Origin of the sequence: Arenimonas fontis (assembly GCF_008386465.1) — a bacterium.
GTDB lineage: Bacteria > Pseudomonadota > Gammaproteobacteria > Xanthomonadales > Xanthomonadaceae > Arenimonas > Arenimonas fontis.
In genome coordinates this window covers 24,208-49,053 of the sequence record NZ_VUOD01000005.1, presented here as the reverse complement: position 1 = coordinate 49,053, position 24,846 = coordinate 24,208, and the positions used below count along the sequence as shown (strand labels likewise).

Below are 24,846 nucleotides of genomic sequence, written 5' to 3'. Positions count from 1 at the left end.
ATGCCCCTGTCAGCGCACACGCGGACCCGACTTGCCTGGAGCCTGGTGCTCCTGGTCCTGGCGGCCTGGGTCGCCTGGGCCTGGGCGCCGCGGCCGCGCGAGTTGCCGGTCGCCAGGATAGAGCGTGGTCCGCTGCTCGTCACCGTGCTCGACCAGGGCGTCACGCGGGCACGCGAGCTTTACGCGATCGCGGCGCCGGTGACGGGCACGCTGGAGCGCATCGAACTCGAACCGGGCGACCCGGTGCAGGCCGGGCAGGTGCTGGTGCGGTTGCGGCCGGCCGGCAGCGCGCCGCTGGATCCGCGCGCCCGCGCCCAGGCGGAGGCCGCGGTGGAGGCCGCCGCCGCCCTGGAAGTCGAAGCCCGGGCGAGGCTGGATGCCGCCACCGACCAGCTGCGCCGCATCCGCACCCTGTTCGAGCAAGGCCTGGTCGCCGAAGGCGAGCTCACCGCCGCCGATGCCGCGCATCGCCAGGCCCTGGCCGCGCGCAACGCTGCCCAGGCCCGACTGCGCGAGGCGCGTGCCGCCTTGGCCTGGGAGCACAATGGCGAAAACGGCGGGCTGGAGCTGCGGGCGCCGGTGGCCGGCGTCCTGCTCAAACGCTGGCAGGAAAGCGAAGGCCCGGTCGCGGCCGGGACGCCGCTGCTGGAACTGGCCGACCTGGCCGATCTGGAAGTGGTGGGCGATTTTCTTTCCCAGGATGCCGTCGGCATCCGCCCCGGCGCTGGCGCAACGGTCGAGAACTGGGGCGGCGAGCCCTTGCCCGGCAGGGTCGAGCGGGTGGAGCCGCTGGGCGAGCTGAAAGTCTCCGCGCTCGGTGTCGAGGAACAGCGCGTGCGTGTGCGTATCGCCCTTGACGAGGTGCCCGAGGGCCTGGGCCACGGTTACCAGGTGGACGCGCGCGTCACCGTGCTGGCGCTGGAAGAGGTGCCGCGTATTCCGCTGGAGGCGCTGGTGCGCGACGCCGACGGCTGGCGCGCCTGGCAGCTGCGCGAGGGCCGTGCCTGGCCGGTGCCGGTCGAGGTCGGCCCCAGCGACGGATCCTGGCGGCAGGTGATATCGGGCTTGTCGGCCGACGACCTGGTGGTGCGTTTCCCGCCCGGAGACCTGGAGCCGGGGCAGCGGGTAAGGCCGCAAGAAAACTGATGCCGCACCGAAGCGAAGCGGTCACGCGCGGAGGCTAGCCTGCCGGCCCCGAGTTCGCGCTACGCCAGGCATGCCTCTTTCCCGCTGCTCCTTTCCCTTGCTGGCTGCGTTGTCGCTGGCCGCCTGCTCCGATTCCGTCACGACGGGTACCGCCGTCGAGGCGAGGCCCTCGCGGCCGGTTGCGTCGGACGGCGACGCGAGGGCCGCGCCCGCTGCAAATCCTCCCGCCACCGACGAAACCGGCTTGCGCGACGCTGCCGCCCGCGCCCTCGCCGAGCAGCGTTTCTACGCGCCGGCCGGCGACAACGCCATCGAGCATTACCTGGCCCTGGTTGCGCTGCGGCCCGACGATGCGGCGCTCGACACCACCCTGCTGGAACTGCTGCCGTATGCCGTCATCGCCGCCGAACAGGCGATCGAGCGGGCCGAGTTCGCCGAGGCACGCCGCCTGATCGGCCTGGTTGCGCGGGTGGACGAGGGGACGCCCGCAGTCACCCGGCTGCAGCACGCGCTGCTGAGCGCGGAGGCGGCCGAAGCGGCCCGTCTGCAGGCCGAGACGGAGGCCGCGGCCCGACAGCGCGGACAGCTCGCGACGGGGGAGCGGACGGCCGGTGACGCGGACGGCCGCGCCACCGCCCCGGCCACGGCCGACCTGCCCGCCACAGCGCCGGGAACCGCGCCGCAGGGGAGCGGGCCGACGGAGGTGGCGGGCGGGCCGCCGTCGTCGCCCCCGGCCACCGCGCTGGGCGGCGCATGGTCCGCGCGGCCGAACGCCGGCGACGCGACGTCCCCGGTACCCTCGCCGGCGCCGCTGTCGGCTTCGCCGGCGCCGCTGTCGGCTTCGCCGGCGCGGCCGGTCCTGCCATCCCCTGCGCCACCGCCTGGCGCGCCGAAGGTCACGCCGCGCCTGGCCAGCGCGCCCATTCCACGCTATCCGCTGATGGCCCTGCGCCGCCGCATCGAGGGTGAGGTCACCGTGGCTTTCGTGGTGCGGGCCGACGGCAGCGTGGAGGCGCCGCGGGTGCTGAGTGCGCAACCGGAGGGCGTGTTCGAGGAAGCGGCGCTGGAAGCGGTGCGGCGTTGGCGCTTCGAGCCACTGCCGGGGCCGGTGGAGCAACGCCAGGTGCTGCAGTTCCGGCTGCCGACCCAAAAGGGCTGAGCCCGGAGGCGACAAAATGCCAGCGGGGCAGGGGCTTGACGCGGTAATGCGAAGCGTTATCATTTGCGACAAGCCCACCCGCTGGAGAGGCCCATGGCTTCGACCCTGACGCTTCCGCTGCCCCCGCTTTCCGCCGCCCCGCGAACCACGGTCCCGGCCGCCCCCGCGTTCGACAGTCGCGAACTGATGCGCGGCGCCCGGGAAGTGCTGATACGGCACGGCGACCAGGTCTATCGGCTGCGGCACACCCGCAACGACAAGCTGATCCTGGTCAAGTAGGGGCGCCATGGCCAGGCCCGCGGCCCTGCATTCCTGTCCGCCGGATGCCCTGGCGGCCCTGGGTCCGGTGCTGTGCCTGCATGATGCCCGCGACCGGCATCCGCTCAGCGGTTGGCGACGCGCGGTGCAGGTGCACGCGCACGTCAGCCTCGACAGCGAAGGGCCGAGCGAGGCCCTGTGCTTTCGCAGCGCCGACGGCGAATGCTGCTGGCAACTGCATCGCCTGCCCGACAGCGACTTCCTGGCCTGGGAACGGCTGTTGGACTGTGTGCCGGTCGAAGCCTGCCAAGCCGATACCCACCCCGGCCCGCGCTGGCGGGCGGTGCGGCTGTCGGCCTGGCCGCGCTGGCGGCCCTGCGCCCTGCGCCTGCATGCCGTGCCCGGCTTGCCCGCCGAGCAGGCACTGGCGGCGGCCGACGTGGACCTCTCCCGGCTCGGCCGGGAGGCGGCCGACCGCATCGCCCGCCGGCTGGGCGGGCTGATCGGCTTCGGAGGCGGCCTGGCCCCGGCATAATCCCGCGTTCCTCCCTGCCGGAATGGAACGTGATGAGCCTGCCCGACTGCGTCGAACGCCAGACCGGCGCCAGCCCCGAATGGACCCTTCTCTGGCTGCATGGCCTAGGCGCCGACGGCCACGATTTCGAGCCGATCGTGCCCGAGCTGGTGCGGCCGGGCTGGCCGGCCCTGCGCTTCGTGTTCCCGCACGCGCCGGTGCGGCCGGTGACCATCAACGGCGGCCTGCCCATGCGCGCCTGGTACGACATCCGCGACCTGAGCATCGAGCAACGCGCCGACGAAGCCGGCGTGCGCGAGTCCATGGCCCGGGTCGAGGCCCTGCTGGCACGCGAGGCGGAGCGTGGCGTACCGGCCTCGCGGGTCGTGCTGGCCGGCTTTTCGCAGGGCGGTGCCGTCGCCCTGGCCGCCGGCCTGCGCCGGGAGGCCGGCCTGGCCGGCATCGTTGCCCTGTCCACCTACCTGCCACTGGCGGCGTCCACCGCGGCTGAAAGCACGCCGGCCGGCCGCGCCACGCCGGTCTTCATGGCGCACGGCCTGCACGACCCGGTGGTGCCGTACGCCCTGGGCGAGCGCAGCCGGGATGTCCTGCGCCACCTGGGCCTGTCGGTCGACTGGCACCGCTACCCGATGCCGCACAGCGTCTGCGCCGAGGAGGTGCGCGACCTGGGCGACTGGCTGCAAGCCCGCTTCGACCGGGCCGGCTGAACCCCGGCTTGGCATACTCTGCGGCCATGAAGCTGCTCCTGGTGGATGACGAAGCCCTGGCCAGGCACCGACTGGCCGGCCTGCTGGCCGAGATCGGCGGGCACGAGATCGCCGGCGAGGCCGCCGACGGCCGCGAGGCTGTCGAACTGGCGCAATCGCTCGGTGTGGACGCCGTGCTGATGGACATTGCCATGCCGGTGATGGACGGACTGGAAGCAGCCCGTCACCTGGCCGGCCTGGACTGTCCGCCGGCGGTGATCTTCTGCACGGCCTTCGACAAACACGCGCTGGCGGCCTTCGAGGCCGCGGCCGTGGACTACCTGGTCAAGCCGGTAAGGCGCGAACGCCTGGTCGAGGCGCTGGAGCGGGCGCGCCTGCAACGCGCCGCCCGCCTGCCCGGCCGCGTACCCGACGCCGGCGACAGCCGCCGCAGCCACCTCAGCGCCCGCCTGCGTGGAAGCCTGCGCCTGATTCCGGTCGCGGAAGTGCGTTACCTGCAGGCGGAGGAGAAATACGTGGTCGTGCACCATGCCCGCGGCGAGGATCTGATTGAGGATTCGCTGAAGTCGCTGGAACAGGAGTTCGGCGACCGCTTCATCCGCATCCATCGCAATTGCCTGGTGGCCGCCGACGAATTCGCCGAGCTGCGCCGCACGCCCGAGGGACAGGTGCAGGCGGTGCTGCGCCACGATGGGGTCGCGCTCGAGGTCAGCAGGCGCTGCCTGCCCGGCCTGCGCGAGCGGCTCAGGCATCTTTGAGGGGAACGACATGGCGAAGATCCGCCTGGCCACCCGCGAAAGCGCGTTGGCCCTGTGGCAGACCGAACACGTGGCGGCGCGTCTGCGCGAGGCGCATCCGGGCCTGGAGGTCGAGCTGGTGCCCATGACCACCCGTGGCGACCAGGTGCTGGACCAGCCCCTGGCCGAAATCGGCGGCAAAGGCCTGTTCCTGAAGGAGCTGGAGGTGGCCATGCTGGAAGGCCGCGCCGATGCCGCCGTGCATTCGCTCAAGGACGTGCCGATGGTGCTTGAAGCCGGCTTCGAACTGGCGGCCGTGCTGGAGCGGGCCTCGCCCGAAGACGCCTTCGTCTCGGCCAGGTACCAGGCCTTGGAGGAGCTGCCCTTGGGCGCCGTGGTCGGTACCTCGTCGCTGCGTCGGCAGGCGCTGTTGCGAGCGCACCGGCCCGACCTGCAACTGCGCGACCTGCGCGGCAACGTCAACACCCGCCTGGCCAAGCTCGATGCCGGCGATTACGACGCCATCGTCCTGGCCGCCGCCGGTCTGGAACGCCTGGGCCTGGCCGAGCGCATCCGCGAACGGCTCAGCGCACCGCGCTTCATTCCGGCCGCGGCCCAAGGCGCGATCGCGGTCGAATGCCGGGCCGGAGACATGGACACGCGCGCGCTGTTCGCGTCCCTGCATCACGAGGCCACCGATCGCTGCGTGCGCGCCGAGCGTGCGATGACCCGTCTGCTCGGCGGCAGCTGCCGAGTGCCGATCGCCGCCTACGCCACGCTCAAGGGCAGCCGGCTGTCGCTCGAGGGCCTGGTCGGCGATGCCGGCACCGGCAAGACCGTGCGCGGCTTTGCCAGCGGTCCGGCCGAGGAACCGGAAAGGCTGGGCGAGCAGGTCGCCGACATGCTGCTGGCGCGTGGCGCTGACGCCCTGCTGCCCTGATCCTGGTTGCCGGAGCCGATCGGCCGGGCCGCCGGCCAACCGGCATGTCCCGGGACGGGCGCATGCCGCACAGGCCCGGCCGCCCGCTCAGTAATTCAGTAATACAGGGTCACCAGGTGTCGGGCCTGGGCGAAAAACAGCCAACGCTCCACGATCGCGCCCAGCAGGGCGCAGCCGGCGGCCAGGCCGAGCAGCGGCGCGCTCGGCCCCGAGGCCGGCAGGAAGGCCAGCAGGCCAAGCAGGGCCGGCAGGCCGGCGAACAGCAGCAGGGCGATGGCCCGAAGCCGCCGCCCGTGCTTGCGCGCAAGCACGAAGCCCATCTCGCGGGTGATGAAGTTGGCTTCGGTATGCGGCCGCTCGAACACACGGATCTCGCGCCCGGCCGGCAGGCCCAGGGCCGAGGCGCGCCCGGCCGGCAGCGGTCCGCGGTCGATGTCGCGCCAGTAACGCCACTTCAGCCCGCCCAGCAGCAGGGCCAGGGCCGGCAATCCGTACTGCGCCAGCGTCCCGGGCCATTCCGAGCGCGCGTACAGGGCGACTGCGGCCAGGCCGCCGGTGAGCAGGGCGAAGCCGAGGTAGGCCGGCAGCACCGCCCAGTGCCGCCAGGCCGGAATGGGCTTGAGCGAGGCGTAGATCATCGCCGTGCACACCAGGGTGGCCAGCGACAGCAGCACCAGCGCGACCAGGGCCGTCTTCATCGCCCAGGCCGGCACGCCCTGGCCGAACAGGGCCGAGCCCACCACGAAGGCCCAAGGCAGAAAGGCCAGCACCGCCAGCACGCCTTCGCGCGACAGCCAGCTGCTGCGCCACTGGCTGAAGGCGCGCCAGGCCCGCAACGGCCGGCCCAGGTGCAGGGTCGAGCTGAGCAGCCCGGCTGTGACCGGCAGCACACCCAGGGCCAGAGGCAGCAGGTAGTGCACGCCGCGCTGGCTGCCGTAATGCAACAGCGCCGTCGCCGACCAGATCCACAGGCCGTAGCCCAGGCCCGACAGGGTGGTGAAGAAAATGACCGAAAACGAGGGATGCATCAGCGGCTCAGGGCGCGGTCCAGCCAGCGCAGCAGCGGATTGAGCCGGCTGCCGTCCAGGGCTTGCTCCGGCTCGCCATCGGCTGCCGCCTCGTCCGGGCTGCCGGCCCGGCGCGGGCGCGGCGGCAGATAGCGATTGACCGGGGCGTAACCCAGTTCGGGCATTGGCACCGTGCCACCGCGCTCGGCCACCAGGCGCGACACCGCCGAATCCGGATCGCCCAGGTCGCCGAAGTGGCGGGCGCGGGTGGGGCAGGCCTGCACGCAGGCCGGCTGGCGCGAGCCTGCGGGAATGGTTTCGTTGTAGATGCGGTCCACGCACAGCGTGCACTTCTTCATCACGCCCTCGACCGCGTCGTACTCGCGGGCCCCGTAGGGACAAGCCCAGCTGCACAGCTTGCAGCCGATGCACCTGTCCTCGTCCACCAGCACGATGCCGTCTTCGGCCCGCTTGTAGCTGGCGCCGGTCGGGCAGACGGTGACGCAGGCGGGCTGCTCGCAGTGCAGGCAGCTGCGTGGGAAGTGCAGGGTCATGGCCGGCTGCGTGTCCGTGCCTTCGAGCTCGTAGGAATGGACCCGGTTGAACCAGACGCCGGAGGGTTCCGTGCCGTAGGGTTGTTCGTCGCTGAGCGGCCCGGCGATACCGCCGGCATTCCATTCCTTGCAGGCCACCGCGCAGGCATGGCAGCCGACGCAGGTGTCCAGGTCGATCACCAGGCCAAGCTTGCGGCCGCTCGGGTTGGCAGGCAGGCCGGTCATCAGAACGGGAACAGCCGCGGAATGAAGATCACGGCCAGCACCCAGAACAGGATGTTCAGCGGTACGCCCATGCGCAGGAAGTCGGAGAAACGGTAGTTGCCGGCGTTGTAGACCATGGTGTTGGTCTGGTAACCGACGGGGGTGGCGAAACTGGTGGAGGCGGCGAAGGCCACCGCCACCAGGAACGGGGTCGGGCTGACCCCCATCGCCAATGCCGTGGAGTAGGCGATCGGGGTGATCAACACCGCCGCCGCATTGTTGCTCATCACTTCGGTCAGTACCGCGGTCAGCAGGTAGATGGCGGCCAGTACCGCCAGCGGCCCGAACCGGCCGACCCCGCCCAGGGCCAGGTCGGCGATGCCCTGGGCCAGGCCGGATTTCTGCATGGCGATGCCCAGCGGGATGACGCCGGCCAACAGCACGATCACCCGCCAGTCCACGGCCTGGTAGGCCTGGTCGTTGCCAATGCAGCGGGTGGCGACCAGGGCGATGCCGCCGAGGATGGCGGCGGCCACGATCGGCAGCAGCCCCACGCCCGCCACGGTGATCGCGCTGGCGACGATGGCGATGGCCAGCAGGGCCTTGCCGCGCTCGGGCCGGGCGTCGTCGTGTTCGTTCAGGATCACCAGGTTCTCGTTGCCGCGCAGCACCGCCAGGTCGGCCTTGGGGACCAGCAGCAGCAACACGTCGCCGATGCTCAGGCGCACGTCCTTTATCTTCTCGCGCAGTACTTCGCCGCGCCGGTGCACCGCCAGTACGGTGGCGTTGTAGTGCCAGTGGAAGTCCAGTTCCTGCAGGGTCTGGCCGGCAAAACGCGAGCCCGGAGCCACCATCGCTTCCAGCAACACCTGCGCCTGCTCGCCATCCTCGCCGGAGAACTGGGTGTCCTGCAGCTTGAACTCGGGCTCCAGCTCCAGCTTGGCGTTGTCCTTGAGTTCGTTGAGTTTCTCCCAGTCGCCGCGCACCAGCAGCACGTCGCCCTCGCGCAGCAGTTCGGCCCGCGGCGACCAGTGCTTTTCCTCGCCGCGGATCAGCTCCAGCACGTAGACAGAATGCTTCTGCGCCAGCTTGCTCTGCGCCACCGACTTGCCGATCAGCGGCGAACCGGACATCACGCGCAGCTCGGTGATGTACTTGCCCAGGCCATAGGCTTCGGTCAGCGGCGCCGGCGGATGGTGCGGCAGCAGCCAGCGCCTGGCCGCCATCAGGTAGACGAAGCCTGCCCCCATGGTGATCATGCCCAGCGGGGTGAAATCGAACAGCTGGAACCCGGAATGGCCCAGGTCCTTGGCGATCGAGTTCACCAGCAGGTTGGTCGAGGTGCCGATCAGGGTGCAGACGCCGCCCATCTGTGCCGCGTAGGACATCGGGATCAGCACCTGCGAGGGCGATTGCCCGTTGGCCGAGGTCGCCGCCAGCACCAGCGGCAGCAACACCGCCACCGCGGCGGTGTTGTTGACGAAGGCCGAGACCGGGCCGATCACCACCATCAGCAGCAGCATGAACAGCCAGGGCCGGCGCACCCGCGCCAGCAGCCGGCCCAGCGAAGCCACGGCGCCCGTGTGCGCCAGGCCGGCGCTGAGGATGAACATGGCCGCGACGGTGATGGTGGCCTCGGAGCTGAAACCGCTCAGGGCCTCGGCCGGGCTCACCAGGCCCAGCACCAGCAGGCCGGCCAGCACCAGCATGGCCACCACGTCCACCGGCAGCTTCTCGGTGACGAACAGGTAGACCGCACCGGCCAGCACGGCGAGGGTGAGCAGGGCTTCGGTGGACATCAGCGGCTCCGGAACCTGGCCCCGTAGCGTAGCGGGCCGGCCTCGGCCGGACCATCGCCCAGGGCGGGGAACTGCGGCTGGGCGCCGTCGGCCGGCGCCTCGGCGCGCGACACCGCCACCCGCAGGTCGAACCAGGCGGCCTGGCCGGTGACCGGGTCGGCATTGGCGGCAGCGGCGTCCGGCAGCCGGTCCGAGATCAGGTGGTTGAGCAGGAACCCCTGCCGTCCTTCCGGCGCCTCCGGGGCCAGCTTCCAGGCGCCGCGGCGCTTGCCGATCGCGTTCCAGGTCCAGACGGTGTCCGGCTGCACGTTTCCGGCCAGCTTCACCGGCACGGTGATGCGGCCGTGGTGCGAATCCACATGTGCCCAGTCGCCATCGGCCAGGCCGAGCCGGGCGGCGGTGTCCGGGTGCAGGAACAGCAGGTTGCGGGTCATGATCTGGCGCAGCCAGGCGTTCTGCGAACCCCAGGCGTGGTACATGAAGGGCGGCCGCTGGGTGATGGCGCTGAGCGGATAACGAACATGGCCGGCCTGCTCGCCCTCGAAGGGCTCGTACCAGAACGGCAGCGGGTCGAAGTAGCGTTCCACCCGCGCGCGCTCGGCTGCCGGCGGTCGTACCGGGCCATGGCCGCGGGCGGCCAGGCGGAACTTCTGCAGGGTTTCCGAATACAGCTGCAGCACGATCGGCGCGTCGTCGCCGATGAAGCCCATGTCGCGGGCCCAGCGCAGGTAGTCGGCATTGGCCATCTTGAAGTAGCGGCCGCGTGCCGGCACCGGTGCCTGCCAGAAGCCGCCGTGCCGCTGGTAGTGCTCCAGCTGCCGCGGATTCGGCGCGCCCTTGCCGTGGGCGCTGCCGTCGCCGCGCCAGCCCGCCAGCAGGCCCACGCCGGGCGCGCGCTCGTGGTGGACGATGTAGTCGGCGTAGTCGCGGTAGCGCGGGCTGCCGTCCTCCCTGACCAGGCCGGGCAGGCCCAGGCGCGCCCCCAGCTCGATCAGCACCGACTGGAAGCCGCGCACGTCGCGGCCTTCGGCCTGTGCGGCCGGGTCCAGCACCGGCCAGCGGATGGCGTCGGCGGCGGCGTCGGCATCGGAGATCGGCCGGTCCAGCAGCGATATGGCGTCGAAACGTTCCAGGTAGGTGGTGTCGGGCAGCACCAGGTCGGCATAGGCGACCATCTCGCTGGCGTAGGCGTCCGAATAGATGATGCGGGGGATGCGGTAATTGCCGTCCTCGCGTCGGTCGGTCAGCCAGGCGATGGTTTCGCGGGTATTCATGGCCGAGTTCCAGGCCATGTTGGCCATGAACAGGAACAGCACGTCCACCGGCGCCGGATCCGCCGCCCAGGCATTGCGGATCAGGGTGTGCATCATGCCGTGCACGGCCAGCGGGTAGCGCCAGCTATAGGCATGGTCGATGCGGCGGGGCTGGCCCTGTTCGTCCACCAGCAGGTCTTCCGGACCGTGGATGAAACCCAGCGGTGCGGCGCCGAGCGTGCCGTCGGGCTTGCGTGTCTTGCCCGGCCGGTTGGCCGGCGGTATCGGCCGCGGGTAGGGCGGCTGGAATCGGAAGCTGCCCGGCGTGTCCACCGCGCCCAGCAACAGTTGCAGCAGGTGCAGGGCGCGGCAGGTATGGAAGCCGTTGCTGTGGGCACTGATGCCGCGCATGGCGTGGAAGGCCACCGGGCGGCCGAGCATGCGCGGGTGCTCGACGCCGTGCGCGTCGGTCCAGGGCTGTTCTATCACCACCGGATCGTCGAAGGCCGCGGCGGCGATCTCGCGGGCGAGCCGGCGGATGGTCGCGGCCGGCAGCCCACAGCGCCCGGCGACGGCCTCGGGCGCATACTGCGGATCGAGGTAGCGTTCGGCCACCAGGTGGAACACGGGACGGGCGCGGCGGCCGTCGGGCAGGGTGTAGTCGCCGACGATGGCCGGATGGATGCCGGTGGCCTCGGCCGGTGCGGGCGCGCCTCCTCTCCCCGGGCCGTTTCCCGCGGGGGGAGAGGGGCCTTGGTCATTCTCCCCCTCCCCCTCGCCGGACAGGGGCCCGGGCGGAGGGCTGCCCCGATCCCAGCAAAGCACCCGCCCCTGCCCGTCACGGGCGAACAGGCCGTCGTCGGCGCCGCCCGGGTTGTCCAGCACCAGCCAATGCGCATTGGTGTAGCGCACCAGGTAGTCCAGATCCACGCGATCGGCCTTCAGCAGCTCGTGGATCAGGGCGAAAGCCAGCAGGCCGTCGCTGCCGGGGCGGATGCCGAGCCATTCGTCGGCCACCGCGCCATAGCCGGTGCGCACCGGGTTCACCGCCACGATCTTGGCGCCGCGCGCCTTCAGCCGGCCCAGCCCGAGCTTGATCGGGTTGGAGTCGTGGTCCTCGGCCACGCCCCAGAGCATCAGGTATTTCGTGTGCTCCCAGTCCGGTTCGCCGAATTCCCAGAAACTGCCACCGAGCGTGTACAGGCCGCCAGCCGCCATGTTCACCGAGCAGAACCCGCCGTGGGCGGCGTAGTTGACGGTGCCGTATTGCTGCGCCCACCAGCCGGTCAGGGCCTGGCTCTGGTCGCGGCCGGTGAAGAAGGCCAGGCGGTCGGGATCCTTCTCGCGGGCCTCGCGCAGCCAGGCGGTTGCGATCTCCAGGGCTTCGTCCCAGGAAATCTCCTGGAAGCGGTTCTCGCCGCGCTCGCCCACCCGCTTCATCGGCTTGCGCAGCCGCGCCGGCGAATAGTGCTGCATGATGCCAGCCGAGCCCTTGGCGCAAAGCACGCCCCGGTTCACCGGATGCTCGGGGTTGCCCTCGATGTAGCGCACCTGGCCGTCGCGAAGGTGCACGTTGATGCCGCACCTGCAGGCGCACATGTAGCAGGTGGTCCGGCGAACCTGGTCGCCGACCGGCCGTTGCAGGTCCAGCGCGGGTTCGGTCATCGCCGCGGACGGGAAGCGGTGCTCAGCGCGGTGCTTCGATGCGGATGCCCGGGTCGTTGAAGTCGCGGTAACGGATCACCACGTCGTCCCTGCCTTCGCCGTCCACTTCGATCTGCAGCACGTAGCCGCTGTCCTGTGACACCCAGGCCACCTGGCGGGTGTTCGGGCTGTCGGGCGTGGTGTAGCGGTACTTGCGCACCGGTTCGCCGTCCAGGCGGTCTTCGCCCAAAGCCTCGACTTGCATCTTCGCGGCCTGTTCCAGCACGGAATCGTCGCGATACTTCCGGGTCATGTCCGCCACCGGCACCGGCACGCTCATCCAGCCGGCGCCCATGTTCATGTAGGCGGTGTTGCCGATGATGATCATGCCAGGGGCATTGTCCACCTCGATCCGGAACCGGTCCGGCGCACGGAAGCTCATGCGGGCGCTCAGCCTGTCGTCGCCGGCGCTCCGGACTTCGGCCCGAAAGGCCTCCAGCTGGATGAACTTGGCCCAGGCCGCCGTCAGTTCCTCGCGGGGACCGGCCAGGACGGGCAAGGCGAACGGGCACAGCAGCAGGCAGGCGAACAGACGCAGGCGCATGGCGTTTTCTCCGCGGCTTCGAAAGGCCCCTGGCCCCGAAAGGCGCTTGCCTTTGAAAGGCCCGGTGGGCGGTGCCATTCTACATGCCCCCACCCGGCCGCCAGCCCTTCCCGCCATGGACCGCTACGAGCGCATCCTCGCCCTGCACCGCACCCTGAAATCCTCGCGCTACGGGGTGTCCATCCAGACCCTGATGCAGGACCTGGGCTGCTCCCGGGCCACGCTGTACCGCGACATCGCCTTCCTGCGCGATGCCTTGGCGGCGCCGGTGGAAAGCGTGGGCGAGGGCCGCATCCGTTACGACGAGAAGGAAGCCGGCCGCTTCGAGCTGCCCGGCCTGTGGCTGAGCTCCGACGAACTGCACGCCCTGCTGGCCGCCCACCAGCTGCTGGTGCGCACCGGCGATGGCGTGCTGTCCACGGCGCTGGCGCCGCTGCGCGGCCGCATCGAAAGCCTGCTGGCCCAGCAGGCCGGCGGCAAGCGCTGGCCGGTGGAACGGGTGCGGGTGATCGCCAGTGGTGTGCGCCGACGCGACGAGGCCGCCTTCCGCACTGTCGCCAGCGCCGTGCTGGACCGGCGCCAGCTGGAGTTCGATTACCTGGCGCGCTCCACCAACGAACGTACCCATCGCAGGGTTTCGCCGCAGCGCCTGACCCACTACAAGGACAACTGGTACCTGGACGCGTGGGACCACGAGCGCGAGGGCCTGCGCAGCTTTTCGGTGGACCGTGTGCAGAACGCCCGCATGCTGGACGAGGTCGCCCGCGACCTGCCCGACGAGGAGCTCAACCAGCACCTGGCCTCCAGCTACGGCATCTTCTCCGGCACGCCAAAGGCGGTGGCGACCATCGTCTTCTCGGCCAAGGCCGCGCGTTGGGTGGCGGACGAGCACTGGCACGGCAAGCAGGAAGGGCGTTTTCTGGCCGATGGCCGCTATGAACTGAAGGTGCCCTACAGCCAGTCCAGGGAACTGCTGATGGACGTGTTGCGTTACGGCGCCGACGCCGAAGTGGTGGCGCCGGCGGCCCTGCGCGAACAGGCCCGCACCCTGCTCCAGCTGGCCCTGGCCACCTATGAGCGCTGAGCCGGACAAGGGTCGGCGCGTCGCCCTGGTGCTGGGCGCCGGCGGCGCCCGCGGCTTGGCCCACATCGGCGTGATCGAGGCTCTGCAGGCGCGCGGCTACCAGGTCGCCGGCGTGGCCGGTGCCTCGATGGGGGCCCTGGTCGGCGGCATCCACGCCGCCGGCCGGCTGCAGGCGTATCGGGACTGGGTTTGCACCCTGGAACGCGGCGACGTGTTGCGCTTGCTTGATTTCGCTTTCGGCTATCCCGGCCTGATCCGTGGCGACAAGGTGATCGCGGCCATGCGCGAACTGGTCGGCGAACACCTGATCGAGGAGCTGCCGATTCCTTTCATCGCGGTCGCCACCGACCTGGACAGCCAGCGCGAAGTCTGGCTGACCCGCGGCAAGCTGTTCGACGCCATTCGCGCCTCGATCGCCATCCCGATGGTGTTCACGCCCAAGCGCCTGAATGGCCGCGAGCTGGTGGACGGCGGCCTGCTGGCGCCGGTACCGGTGGCGGCCACCCGGCAGATGCAGGCCGACCTGGTGATCGCGGTGGACGTCAGCGGCCAGCCGGCCCGCCTGCAACGCGGGCTGGAGCCGCGCCATGAGGAAGTGGATGCGGGCCCCGGCAACGGCGAGGGCGCCGACGGCGCCGGCGAGGGAGGGCCGGCCTCGTTGCGCGAACGCATGGCGGCGATCTGGGAAAGCCTGGCCAGGTCCGGTCCGGCCAGGGCCACCGCCAAGGACCGTGGCGTGATGGACCTGATGTCGCGGGCCCTGGACACCATGCAGTCGCACATGGCCCGCCTGCACCTGGCCCAGGATCCGCCGGATCTGGTGGTTCGCCTGCCGCGCGATACCGCGACCTTCTACGAGTTCTGGCGTGCCAGGGAGCTGGCCGAACGTGGCCGCGAGGCCGCCGAGAAGGCACTGGACGCCGCTGGCCTGTGAGTCCGTCGCCGGGCCTGGTGGCCCCGGGCGTGCCGGCGACGGCGTGGCGTGTCGCGGACGAGGTGCGCACGCCACGCCGCCGCCAGGACGCCACGGTACAGAACCGCAAGCGCCGCCGCCGGCGCCGACAACAGCCAGAACGGCCCGCTGCCCAGCCAGGGCAGTTCGCCGCGGGTCGGCGGCAGCATCAGCAGGGCCAGTGCGCCGAGTGCCAGCCAGTGCCAGAGGGCGTTGGCGATGCGCGGGTCGGGGGAGGGAGTCGCGTCGTTGCCGTTCCGGTTCATGGGGCTGTCTCCGCTGATGACCATCCCAGCCTGCCGGGGCTTCGTCTCACCGCCCGAGACGGTCGCCGGACTGCCGTGGGCGGGTCGCCGGCGCTCGTTGCGCCACCTCCACCGAGGCAGCCGCACGCCCGGGCCGAGGGCCCGGCACTCCGCCTCCACCCGGCAATCCCACCCGCAGCGCAGGAGAAGTCAGTCGCGAACGCCGAGCCGCTTGCGCTCCAGCCGGCGGAGGAACTCGGACATGATGCGGCGGTAGAGATCCTCGCCCAGGTAGGCGTCCTCGACGCCGGCGTCGATGCTGGGATTGTCGTTGACCTCGATGATGACCGTCCGCTCCTTCACCACCTTGAGATCGACGCCGTAGAGCCCGTTTCCGATCGCATTGGCCGCCCGCGTCGCCAGACGGACCACCTCCGAAGGCGCCTCGCGCACCGGCAGCGTACGGAACCCGCCTGAGCGCACCCCGCCCTTGGCGGCGTGGTCGTAGATCTGCCAGTGCCCGCGCGACATGAAGTACTGGCAGGCGTACAGCGGCTCGCCGGCCAGCACGCCGATGCGCCAGTCGAACTCGGTATAGACGTATTCCTGGGCCAGCAGCAGCGCAGTCTGCTGGAAAAGCCGCTCGGCCACCGCCCGCAGCTGCTCCGTCGTTTCCACCTTGTGGATGCCGCGGGAAAAGCTGCCGTCGGGAATCTTCAGCACCAGCGGCAACCCCAGCAGGTCGGGCAGGGCGGCCAGGCGGGCGGCGTCGTCGCGGAACACGATTTCGGTGCGCGGCGTCGGCAGCTTGCGGCCGTGCAGGCGGTCGCGCAGGTAGATCTTGTTGGTGCAGCGCAGGATCGAGCCAGGGTCGTCGATCACCACCATGTCCTCGCGCTCGGCCCGGTGCGCGAAACGGTAGGTGTGATTGTCTATCGCAGTGGTTTCGCGGATGAACAAGGCATCGTATTCGGCCAGGCGGGCGAAATCGCGCTTGCCGATCGGGTCCACCTCGATGTCGAGGTCCTTGCCGGCGGCGATGAACCGCTTGAGTGCCTTGCGATTGGAGGGTGGCATGGCCTCGGCCGGGTCCTGCAGCATGGCCAGGTCGTAGCGGTACTTGCGCCGGGCCCGTGGCCGCCGCCACAGCTTGCGGCTGAAGGCATCCAGGGCTTCGGCAAAGGCGTCTTCCTGTGCGTCGGAAAGCGTGTGCAGGCCGGCCGGCCTGATCGCGGCGATCTGCCAGACCCGCTGCCGTTCGAACTCGATGCGCAGGATCGGGCAGGGAAAGGTTTCGAACACCTGCTGCGCCAGGTCCTCGAGCGGTCCGTGGGTGGTACGGCCGAAATAGACCAGCAGACTGAAGTCGGCGGTGTCGCGCGAGCCGGCCGGCAAGAACCTGCCAAGCCGGGCATTCAGGTCCTCGATGTCCAGGCCATACAGCGAGCGCCGGCGCAGGTCGTTGATGGTGCGAACGCTGGGGATCACCTTGTGCCCGCGCGCCTCGGCCAGCAGCGAGACGTAGTAGCCGGTGCCCAGGTACTTGTAACTGCGGCACAGGTTGATCACCTGGGTGCGTTCGCTTTCGTTGCCGGCGGCGCCGCGCAGATAGTCGGCGGCGGCGACCACGTCGGCGGAGGGGTGCAGGGCGCCCCAGTCGGATGGCTTTTCGACGACGATGACGAGGCGGCTCATGACGTTTGCGGTTGGCCGGCGGACGGGAGGTGGGCGCACCGGCCGCGCCGCCCACGGGCGCCTATCTTCTACCGGTGCCTGCCGCCTTAATAGACTGCGGCCATGCCCGCCGCCCGTCTCCGTTCAGCCCGCGCCGCCGACCTGCCGGCACTGCTGGCGCTGGAGGCCCGGTTTCCGGGCGACCGCTTGTCGCCGCGCAGTTTCCGTCGGCACCTGGCCAGTCCGAACGCCCGCCTGCGGGTGCTGGCCGGGGGCGGGCGAGTGCTGGGCTACTACCTGCTGCTGCTGCGCCGGGGCAGCGCCTGGGCCCGGCTGTACTCGATCGCGGTGGACCCCGCCGAGCGCGGCCGCGGCCTGGGACGCCGGCTGCTGGCTGATGCCGAACGCCAGGCAAGGGCCGCCGGCCGGGACGGTCTGCGCCTAGAAGTGCGCGCGGACAACGGCGCCGCCATCGCCCTCTACGAAGCGGCCGGCTATCGCCGCCTGGCGGCGCTGCCGGGCTACTACCAGGACGGCGGCAACGGCTGGCGTTACGCCCGGCGCTGGCAGGGGCCATGACTTTGGGCCTACGGCCCGGCCCGGGAGGCGCGTGTTAGCTTCGGCAGTCCGCTCAACCGCAGAGGCGAACCGATGCGACCGACCGTCCTGGCCTGGCTGACCGCCGGCACCCTCGTCGCCGCGCCCGCGGCGCTACTGGCCCAGACCCCGACCATGACCGAATCCCGGGACGATCCCTACCTCTGGCTCGAAGACGTCGAGGGCGACGAGGCCCTGGACTGGGTGCGCGCCCGCAATGCCGAGTCGGAGGCGGCGATCGCCAGTGCCCCGGGTTTCCAGCAGTTGCGCTCGGACCTGCTGGCCATCCTCGATTCCGATGCCCGCATCCCCTTCGTCTCGAAGATGGGCGGGTACTACTACAACTTCTGGCAGGACCAGCAGAACCCGCAGGGCATCTGGCGCCGCACCACCGCGGAGGAGTACCGGAAGGACGAACCGCGCTGGGAAGTGCTGCTGGACCTGGACGCCCTGGGCAAGGCCGAGGGCGTGAACTGGGTCTGGAAGGGCGCCGACTGCCTGCGGCCGGAATACCGGCGCTGCCTGCTGGCGCTGTCGCGCGGCGGCGCCGACGCCACTGTCACCCGCGAGTTCGACCTGGTGGACAAGGCTTTCGTCGAGGGCGGCTTCGAGCGGCCCGAGGCCAAGGGCAGCCTGGGCTGGATAGACCGCGACACCGTCTATGTCGCCACCGATTTCGGCCCGGGCTCGATGACCGACTCCGGCTACCCGCGCACCGTCCGGATCTGGAAGCGGGGCACGCCGATGGACGAAGCCAGGCTGCTGTACGAGGGCCATGCCAGCGACATCAGCATCGGCGCCTACCACGACCACACTCCGGGCTTCGAGCGCGACTGGGTGTACCGGGCGACCACCTTCTACAGCAACGAGCTCTACCTGGTCCGCGACGGCAAGCTGACCAAGCTGGACGTACCCGACAGCGCCGAGAAGGGCGCCTATCGCGAATGGCTGAGCCTGCAGCTGCGCGAGCCGTGGAAGCCGGGCGACCGCGAGTATCCGGCCGGCTCGTTGCTGGCCATCAGGCTCGACGCCTTTCTGGCCGGCGACCGCGATTTCGATGTCCTGTTCGAACCGACGCCGACCACCTCGCTGGCCGGCGCCGCCGAAACCCGCGACTACGTCATCCTCAACGTCCTGGACGACGTGAAGAACCGCCTGTACGTGCTCAGGCCCGGCCCGGACGGCTGGAGCCGCGAGCCGCTGAAGGGCGCGCCGGAGTTCGGCAGCGTCAACGCCTGGGCCGTGGATCCGGAGGAATCGAACGACTTCTTCATGACCGTCACCGACTTCCTGACCCCGACTGCGTTGTACCTGGGCACGGTCGGCCAAACCCCCGAGAAGCTGAAACAGCTGCCTGCGTTCTTCCCGGCCGAGGGCCTGGAGATCAGCCAGCACTTCGCCACCAGCCGCGACGGCACACGCGTGCCCTACTTCATGGTCGCGCCCAAGGGCCTGAAGCCGGACGGCGACAACCCGACCCTGCTGTACGGCTATGGCGGTTTCGAGGTCTCGCTCACGCCAGGCTATTCGGCCGTGGTCGGCCGGGCCTGGCTGTCCGAAGGCGGCGTCTACGTCGTGGCAAACATCCGCGGCGGTGGCGAGTACGGGCCGGATTGGCACCAGGCCGCGCTCAAGGCCAACCGCAACAAGGCCTACGAGGACTTCGCCGCGGTCGCCGAGGACCTGATCGCCCGCAAGGTGACCTCGCCGCGGCGGCTTGGCATCCGCGGCGGCAGCAACGGCGGCCTGCTGGTCGGCAACATGATGGTGATGTACCCGCAGCTGTTCGGTGCCGTGGTCTGCCAGGTGCCGCTGCTGGACATGAAGCGCTATCACAGGCTGTTGGCCGGCGCGTCCTGGATGGCCGAGTACGGCGACCCGGACAAGCCGGAGGAGTGGGCCTTCCTGCGCAAGTACTCGCCCTACCAGAACGTCAGCGCCCAGGTGGACTACCCGCCGGTGCTGTTCACCACCTCCACCCGCGACGATCGCGTGCATCCGGGCCACGCCCGCAAGATGACGGCGCGAATGATGGAACAGGGCCATGACGTCACCTACTACGAGAACATCGAGGGCGGGCACGGCGGTGCCGCCAACAACGCCCAGTCGGCGCACATGAACGCTCTGGCCTACACCTTCCTGAAGCAGCGCCTGTTCGAGGGGAAATGACATGCGCCTTGCCCTGCTGACCTCCGCCCTGATCGCCGCCGGCCTGGCGGCCTGCGCCAGCCAGCCGCCGCAACCGGCCTGTTGCGGACACGAGTTGCACGAACCGGCGCCAGCGCCAGCCGCGCCGGTGGCGGCCAGGAAGCCCTACGAGGTGCGCGCGCCGCACGGCGCCGTACGCCAGGACGAGTACTACTGGCTGCGCGACGACAAGCGCGAAGACCCGGAGGTGCTGGCCTACCTGCGCGCCGAGAACGCCTACGCCGATGCCGTGCTGGCGCCGCTGGAGGGCCTGGAGGAGCGGCTCTACCAGGAGCTGGTCGGCCGGGTGAAGCAGGACGATTCCAGCGTGCCCTACCTCGAGGACGGCTACTGGTACTACACCCGCTACGAGACCGGGAAGGAGTACCCGATCCACGCCCGTCGCAAGGGCAGCCTGGACGCGCCGGAACAGGTGCTGTTCGACGTCAACGTGATGGCTGAGGGCAAGAACTTTTTCCAGCTGGCCAATTACGAGGTCAGCGAGGACGGCCGCCTGGTGGCCTGGGCCGAGGATACGGTCGGCCGGCGTCAGTACGTGCTCCGGGTCAAGGACCTGGAGACCGGGGAGATCCTGTCCGACAGCATCGCCGGCGCCTCCGCCGACCTGATGTGGGGCGACGACGGCCGCACCCTCTACTACATCGAGAACGACCGCGAAACCCTGCTCGGCAAGCGGGTCAAGGCACACGTGCTGGGCACGCCGACCGACGCCGACCGGCTGGTTTACGAGGAGCCGGACGACAGTTTCTACATGGGCATCGGCCGGACCCGCTCCGACCGCTACCTGTGCATCGGCGTGGAAAGCACGGTGTCCTCGGAGATGCGCTGCACCGAGGCCGCCAGACCGGGCGAGTGGAGGGTGCTGGCGCCGCGCCAGCGCGACATCGAGTACCAGGCCGACCACTACGCCGGCCGCTGGGTGATCAACACCAACTGGGAGGCACAGAATTTCCGCCTCATGAGCCTGGCAGACGGCCAGCCCTGGGGCGACCGGAACCTGTGGCGCGAGCTGGTGCCGCATTCGCCGGACGTGCTGATCTCCGGCTTCGAACTGTTCGACGGCTTCATGGCCATCCAGGAGCGCAGTGGCGGCCTGGACCGGGTGCGGCTGCGCCACGACGACGGCCGCGAGGCCTTCGTCGCCGCCGACGAGAACGTCTATGCCATGGGCCTGGCGGTGAACGCCGAACCGGAGACCGAGTGGCTGCGCTACACCTACACCTCGCCGACCACCCCGGCCAGCACCTTCGAGCTGAACGTGAAGACCGGCGAGCGCCGGCTGCTCAAGGAACAGCCGGTGCCGGGCTACGACAAGTCGAAGTACGCGGCACAGCGGATCTGGGCCACGGCCCGCGACGGCACCCGCATCCCGGTGACCGTGCTGCACCGCAAGGACTTCCGGCGCGACGGCACGGCCGCCCTCTACCAGTATGCCTACGGCTCCTACGGCTCCAGCACGTCCCCGGCGTTCAATGCCAACGTGATCAGCCTGGTGGACCGCGGCGCCGTCTACGCCATCGCCCACGTCCGCGGCGGCCAGGAGATGGGCCGGCAGTGGTACGAGGACGGCAAGCTGCTGAAGAAGGTCAACACCTTCACCGACTTCATTGACGTGACCGATTTCCTGGTCGCCGAGGGTTATGCCGCACCCGGCCGGGTGGCGGCCATGGGCGGCAGCGCCGGCGGCCTGCTGATGGGTGCGGTGGCGAACATGGCGCCGGAAAAGTACCGGGTGATCGTCGCGCACGTGCCCTTCGTGGATGTGGTGACGACGATGCTGGACGAAACCATCCCGCTTACCACCAACGAATACGACGAATGGGGCAATCCCGCCGATCCGGTCTACTACGAGTACATGCTGTCGTATTCGCCCTATGACAACGTCGAGCGCAAGGGCTACCCGGCGCTGCTGGTCACCACCGGCCTGTGGGACAGTCAGGTGCAGTACTTCGAGCCGGCGAAGTGGGTGGCGCGCCTGCGCGCGCGCAAGACCGATGACAACCCGCTGCTGTTCCGCATCAACATGGAGGCCGGCCACGGCGGCAAGTCCGGCCGCTTCCAGCGCTACCGCGAACGTGCCGAGGAATACGCCTTCGTGCTGCAGCAGCTGGGGCTGGCGGAGCGAGGTGTTGCTGACGCGGATTCGCGCCGATGAACACATTCACTGCAGGACGCACTTGCCGTTAGCGCGGCGCACGCCCACCTGACATCGCTTTGTCCGTGCTCGTCCGTGGCGGCAAATCACCACCCCGCCTCCCGCAGCAGCGCCTCGGTGCGGGCGTCTGCGGGTTTGGCCACCAGGCCGCCGCGCGGGCTGAGGAAGACGTCGTAGCGGGCGCCGTCCAGCATCGGCAGGTAGGCGCCGCTGCCCCAGCGGGCGTCGGCGAAGGGCAGGGCGGCCAGCATGCGCTGGCGGATCTGCCAGGTTTCCCAGCCCTCGCGCAGGTCGTGCACGCTGCGCTGGCCGGCCAGATCCTGCTTGGGATCGCCGTAGCGGCCGGACAGCCGCTCCAGCCGGTACACCGGCCGCAGTCCCGCCAGTTGCCCGGGCAGGTTCCAGCGCAGCACGCGGGCATCGAGCTGCCATTCGTCGCCACGCAGTTCGTATTCGCGGACCGGGCCGTCGCCGACCTGCAGCTGGCCGATGTACCACTGCGTGCCCAACTGGCGCAGTGAAAGTTGCGCCACCGGCACGTCCTCGTGCAGCCAGTGCCAGGAATGCATCAGGGCGCCGGCCAGCCCCAGCACCAAGGCCAGCAGGAACAGCAGGGTCGCCAGCAGGCGTCGGCCCGGGCCCGGCCCTCCGCGCCGGCGCCCGCGCCGACGCCCCCAGGCCGGCACCGCCAGGGCCAGCAGGACCAGCATTCCCAACCACAGCCAAGCCGACAAGGACATCGTCCGCTCCGTACGCCAGCAATCCTGGCACGGACTATACTCGCGCCATGAAGACCTTCCGCCTCGCCCTGCTCCTGTTCAGCCTGTCCCTGGCCGTCGGCTGCGGCACCAAGGGTGACCTGGTGTTGCCCGACAAGGCCGATCCGCCGGCAGGGGAATGAAGGCCGGCATGTCCCTGCGCTTCAGCAAGATGCACGGCGCGGGTAACCACTTCCTGGTGCTGGATCGGCGGGGCGGCCTGCCGCCGCCGTCGCCGGCCCTGGTGCGGGCCCTGGCCGACCCTTTCACCGGCGTCGGCTTCGACCAGCTGTTGACCATCGAAGATCCGCCTCGAGCAGGGGTGGTGGCCCGTTTCGGCATCTGGAACGCCGACGGCAGCGCCGCCGGCCAGTGCGGCAACGGCGCCCGCTGCGTGGCGGCCTGGCTGCGCCGCGCCGGCGTCGCCGGCGGCGAGCGGTTCCTGCTCGACAGCCCGGCCGGCGAGCTGGAAGTGGCGTGCCTGGCGGACGGGCGCTATCGCCTGGGCATGGGCCGGCCGGACTTCGCGCCGGCGCGCATTCCCTTCGCCGCGGCCGTTGAAGCCGGCGAGTACGAACTGAATACGGAAGCGGGCCGCCTGCGTTTCGGCGCCGTGTCCATGGGCAATCCGCATGCGGTGATCGAGGTGCCCTCGGCCGCGCGGGCCGATGTGGCCCGGCTGGGCCCGGCCCTGCAGGCGCGGCCGGAGTTCCCCGAGGGCGTGAACGTCGGTTTTGCCGAGGTCCTGGCCGCCGACCGCATTCGCCTGCGCGTGTACGAGCGCGGCGCCGGCGAAACCCGCGCCTGCGGCAGCGGCGCCTGCGCGGCGGTGGTGGTGCTGGCCCGGCGCGGCCGGGTAGGCCGGCACGTGTGGGTGGAGCTGCCGGGCGGCAGCCTCGAGATCGACTGGCCGCACGAGGATGCCCAGGTGCTGATGGCCGGGCCGGCCGCCTTCGTATTCGAGGGGCAGTGGTCGGGCCCCGATCCGGAATCCCAGGAGTGACGCGAACGATGGACGACAAGAACGAACGCCTCGGCGCCCATGAAGTGGCCGCCTACCTGCGCCGGCATCCGAAGTTCCTGGCGCAGTTCCCGGACCTGGCGATCAGCCTGGTGGTGCCCAGGGACGAAGGCCCGGCGGCCTCGCTGGCCAGCTACCAGCTGGACGTGCTGCGGGACAAGAATCGCGAGCTGGGCCGGCGCCTGAACGAGCTGTTCGCCAATGCCCAGGAAAACGAGCGCCTGGCCGTGCGTACCCATCAGCTGTCGCTGGCCCTGATGCGCGCCGGCGACGCCGCCGCCACCCTGCGCACCATGGTGGCGGTGCTGGGCGAGGATTTCCGCGGCGACATCGTCCGCATCGTGCTGTTCCAGCCGGTGCCCGGGGTGGACGAAGACTGGCTGAAGGTGGTGCCGGCGGGCGACGCCGCGCTGGCGCCGTTCCGCGACTTCCTGGGCGGTGGCGAGCCGATCTGCGGCCGGCTCAACCAGGACAAGCTGGACTTCCTGTTCGGCGAGGCGCGCGAGCAGGCGGCCTCCTGCGTGCTGTTGCCGCTGGAACGGCGCGGCATGCTGGTGGTGGGCAGTGCCGATCCGAACCGCTTCTTCCCCGGCATGGGCACACTGTTCCTGCGCATGATGTCCGAGGCCCTGGTGACCGCCCTGGGCCGGTTCCCGAACGGATGAGCCGATGAGCGAACACCTGCCGCTGCAGCCGGAGATCGAAGCCTTCCTGGCTGGACTGGCGGTGGAGCGGCGGCTGTCGAGGCACACGCTGTCGGGCTATCGCCGCGACCTGGAGGACCTGGCCGCCTGGATGCGCGGGCAGGGCCTCGCCGACTGGGCCCGCCTGCGCCAGGAGGCACTGCGCGCCTACGTCGCCGCCGCACACCGGCAGGGACTGTCCGGACGCAGCCTGCAGCGGCGTCTGTCGGCGGTGCGCAGCTTCTACCGGCATCTGCACCGGCACGCGGGCGTCGAGGCCAATCCGGCCCTTGGCCTGCGGGCGCCCAAGGCGCCGCGCAAGCTGCCGCAGGTGCTGGATCCGGACGAGGCGGCGCAGCTGGTCGAGGTGGACACCGCCGCGCCACTGGGCCTGCGCGACCGGGCCATGATGGAACTGTTCTATTCCTCCGGCCTGCGCCTGTCCGAGCTGTGCGAACTGCGCTGGAGCGCCCTGGACCTGGGCGAGGGCCTGGTGACGGTGCGCGGCAAGGGCGGCAAGACCAGGCTGGTGCCGGTGGGCCGGCATGCCCGCGAAGCCCTGGAGCGGTGGCGAGAGGCGTCGGCGCCGGCCTCGGCCGACGCGCCGGTATTTCCCGGCCGCAAGGGCCGTGCGATCACGCCGCGCGCGGTGCAGGCGCGCATGCGGGTGCTGGCCATGCGTCAGGGCCTGTTCAAACGCGTGCACCCGCACATGCTCCGGCACAGCTTCGCCAGCCACATCCTGGAATCCAGCGGCAACCTGCGCGGCGTGCAGGAGCTGTTGGGGCACGCCAACATCGCCACCACCCAGATCTACACCCACCTGGACTACCAGCACCTGGCCAAGGTCTACGACGCCGCCCACCCCCGCGCCCGCCGCCGCAAACCGGGGTCAGAATAAAGGGTCAGATCAAAGGGTCAG

Annotated in this window: 24 protein-coding genes; 16 read left to right on the top strand and 8 right to left on the bottom strand. The window is 70.6% G+C overall.

Features of this window, described 5'->3' with window-relative positions; all coding sequences use genetic code 11:
- The 7 genes from F0415_RS07915 (at position 1) to hemC (ending at position 5,482) form a co-directional block, all read left to right on the top strand.
- Positions 1–1,146, top strand: a complete 1,146-nt coding sequence (locus F0415_RS07915; RefSeq protein WP_149860678.1) for an efflux RND transporter periplasmic adaptor subunit — start codon at positions 1–3, stop codon at positions 1,144–1,146.
- A gap of 244 nt (positions 1,147–1,390) precedes the next feature.
- The gene (locus tag F0415_RS07910; protein ID WP_188310332.1) at positions 1,391–2,305 is read left to right on the top strand and encodes an energy transducer TonB; all 915 of its coding nucleotides are present in this window, start codon (positions 1,391–1,393) and stop codon (positions 2,303–2,305) included.
- Positions 2,306–2,398: 93 nt separating this feature from the next.
- A complete protein-coding gene (hemP, locus tag F0415_RS07905; RefSeq protein ID WP_149860676.1) occupies positions 2,399–2,584 on the top strand; it encodes a hemin uptake protein HemP in 186 nt (61 codons plus the stop codon).
- A 7-nt stretch (positions 2,585–2,591) separates the two neighbouring features.
- Positions 2,592–3,098, top strand: coding sequence for a Hemin transport protein (locus F0415_RS07900; RefSeq protein ID WP_149860675.1), 507 nt, complete (start codon positions 2,592–2,594; stop codon positions 3,096–3,098).
- Positions 3,099–3,130: 32 nt separating this feature from the next.
- Positions 3,131–3,805 carry an alpha/beta hydrolase gene (locus F0415_RS07895; protein ID WP_149860674.1) on the top strand — a complete coding sequence of 225 codons (675 nt, stop codon included), beginning with the start codon at positions 3,131–3,133 and terminating at the stop codon, positions 3,803–3,805.
- Between the two features lie 26 nt (positions 3,806–3,831).
- Entirely contained in the window at positions 3,832–4,563 is a 732-nt protein-coding gene (locus F0415_RS07890; RefSeq protein ID WP_149860673.1) for a LytR/AlgR family response regulator transcription factor, read from the top strand.
- Positions 4,564–4,573: 10 nt separating this feature from the next.
- Positions 4,574–5,482 carry a hydroxymethylbilane synthase gene (hemC, locus tag F0415_RS07885; RefSeq protein ID WP_149860672.1) on the top strand — a complete coding sequence of 303 codons (909 nt, stop codon included), beginning with the start codon at positions 4,574–4,576 and terminating at the stop codon, positions 5,480–5,482.
- Between the two features lie 95 nt (positions 5,483–5,577).
- On the opposite strand, the gene F0415_RS07880 is transcribed toward hemC, so the two are convergent.
- From F0415_RS07880 to F0415_RS07860, 5 genes are read right to left on the bottom strand one after another with little or no spacing between them, the layout of a single operon-like run.
- Entirely contained in the window at positions 5,578–6,510 is a 933-nt protein-coding gene (locus F0415_RS07880) for a dimethyl sulfoxide reductase anchor subunit family protein (protein ID WP_149860671.1), read from the bottom strand.
- Positions 6,510–7,268, bottom strand: coding sequence for a 4Fe-4S dicluster domain-containing protein (locus tag F0415_RS07875; protein WP_149860670.1), 759 nt, complete (start codon positions 7,266–7,268; stop codon positions 6,510–6,512). Before F0415_RS07875 ends, F0415_RS07880 begins: the two co-directional genes overlap by 1 nt.
- Positions 7,268–9,046 carry an SLC13 family permease gene (locus F0415_RS07870; RefSeq protein ID WP_149860667.1) on the bottom strand — a complete coding sequence of 593 codons (1,779 nt, stop codon included), beginning with the start codon at positions 9,044–9,046 and terminating at the stop codon, positions 7,268–7,270. Before F0415_RS07870 ends, F0415_RS07875 begins: the two co-directional genes overlap by 1 nt.
- Positions 9,046–11,964, bottom strand: a complete 2,919-nt coding sequence (locus F0415_RS07865) for a molybdopterin oxidoreductase family protein (RefSeq protein ID WP_149860666.1) — start codon at positions 11,962–11,964, stop codon at positions 9,046–9,048. Before F0415_RS07865 ends, F0415_RS07870 begins: the two co-directional genes overlap by 1 nt.
- Positions 11,965–11,986: 22 nt before the next feature.
- The gene (locus F0415_RS07860) at positions 11,987–12,547 is read right to left on the bottom strand and encodes a LolA family protein (RefSeq protein WP_149860665.1); all 561 of its coding nucleotides are present in this window, start codon (positions 12,545–12,547) and stop codon (positions 11,987–11,989) included.
- 115 nt (positions 12,548–12,662) lie between these two features.
- Here F0415_RS07860 and F0415_RS07855 point away from each other — a divergent pair, with 115 nt between their 5' ends.
- Together F0415_RS07855 and F0415_RS07850 are read left to right on the top strand one after the other, a co-directional pair.
- Complete coding sequence (locus tag F0415_RS07855) at positions 12,663–13,631, top strand: helix-turn-helix transcriptional regulator (RefSeq protein ID WP_149860664.1); 969 nt, start codon at positions 12,663–12,665, stop codon at positions 13,629–13,631.
- The gene (locus F0415_RS07850; RefSeq protein ID WP_149860663.1) at positions 13,621–14,565 is read left to right on the top strand and encodes a patatin-like phospholipase family protein; all 945 of its coding nucleotides are present in this window, start codon (positions 13,621–13,623) and stop codon (positions 14,563–14,565) included. The genes F0415_RS07855 and F0415_RS07850 overlap by 11 nt, the downstream gene beginning before the upstream one ends.
- Here the strand turns inward: F0415_RS07850 and F0415_RS07845 are convergent.
- Both F0415_RS07845 and F0415_RS07840 read right to left on the bottom strand, forming a co-directional pair.
- A complete protein-coding gene (locus F0415_RS07845; protein ID WP_149860662.1) occupies positions 14,484–14,849 on the bottom strand; it encodes a hypothetical protein in 366 nt (121 codons plus the stop codon). The two genes, F0415_RS07850 and F0415_RS07845, sit on opposite strands and share 82 nt — an antisense overlap.
- Positions 14,850–15,038: 189 nt before the next feature.
- A complete protein-coding gene (locus F0415_RS07840; protein WP_149860661.1) occupies positions 15,039–16,523 on the bottom strand; it encodes a RimK family protein in 1,485 nt (494 codons plus the stop codon).
- A 102-nt stretch (positions 16,524–16,625) separates the two neighbouring features.
- Between F0415_RS07840 and F0415_RS07835 the strand changes: the two genes are divergently transcribed.
- From F0415_RS07835 to F0415_RS07825, 3 genes are all read left to right on the top strand, one after another.
- The gene (locus tag F0415_RS07835; protein WP_149860660.1) at positions 16,626–17,081 is read left to right on the top strand and encodes a GNAT family N-acetyltransferase; all 456 of its coding nucleotides are present in this window, start codon (positions 16,626–16,628) and stop codon (positions 17,079–17,081) included.
- Between the two features lie 87 nt (positions 17,082–17,168).
- Complete coding sequence (locus F0415_RS07830) at positions 17,169–19,268, top strand: prolyl oligopeptidase family serine peptidase (protein WP_425457842.1); 2,100 nt, start codon at positions 17,169–17,171, stop codon at positions 19,266–19,268.
- Between the two features lies 1 nt (position 19,269).
- Positions 19,270–21,462: a S9 family peptidase gene (locus F0415_RS07825; protein ID WP_149860659.1), complete on the top strand. Its 2,193-nt coding sequence runs from the start codon at positions 19,270–19,272 to the stop codon at positions 21,460–21,462.
- Between the two features lie 86 nt (positions 21,463–21,548).
- On the opposite strand, the gene F0415_RS07820 is transcribed toward F0415_RS07825, so the two are convergent.
- Positions 21,549–22,202 (bottom strand): hypothetical protein, encoded by a 654-nt coding sequence (locus tag F0415_RS07820; protein ID WP_149860658.1) that lies wholly within the window; start codon positions 22,200–22,202, stop codon positions 21,549–21,551.
- A gap of 47 nt (positions 22,203–22,249) precedes the next feature.
- Between F0415_RS07820 and lptM the strand changes: the two genes are divergently transcribed.
- The 4 genes from lptM to xerC are packed head-to-tail and all read left to right on the top strand — an operon-like array spanning position 22,250 to position 24,825.
- On the top strand, positions 22,250–22,363 hold the full coding sequence (gene lptM / locus F0415_RS12860) for an LPS translocon maturation chaperone LptM (RefSeq protein WP_425457839.1): 114 nt from the start codon (positions 22,250–22,252) through the stop codon (positions 22,361–22,363).
- A gap of 8 nt (positions 22,364–22,371) precedes the next feature.
- Entirely contained in the window at positions 22,372–23,223 is an 852-nt protein-coding gene (dapF, locus tag F0415_RS07815) for a diaminopimelate epimerase (protein WP_246149915.1), read from the top strand.
- Between the two features lie 8 nt (positions 23,224–23,231).
- Positions 23,232–23,906 carry a DUF484 family protein gene (locus tag F0415_RS07810; RefSeq protein WP_149860656.1) on the top strand — a complete coding sequence of 225 codons (675 nt, stop codon included), beginning with the start codon at positions 23,232–23,234 and terminating at the stop codon, positions 23,904–23,906.
- A gap of 4 nt (positions 23,907–23,910) precedes the next feature.
- Positions 23,911–24,825: a tyrosine recombinase XerC gene (gene xerC / locus F0415_RS07805; RefSeq protein WP_149860655.1), complete on the top strand. Its 915-nt coding sequence runs from the start codon at positions 23,911–23,913 to the stop codon at positions 24,823–24,825.
- Positions 24,826–24,846 lie beyond the last annotated feature (21 nt).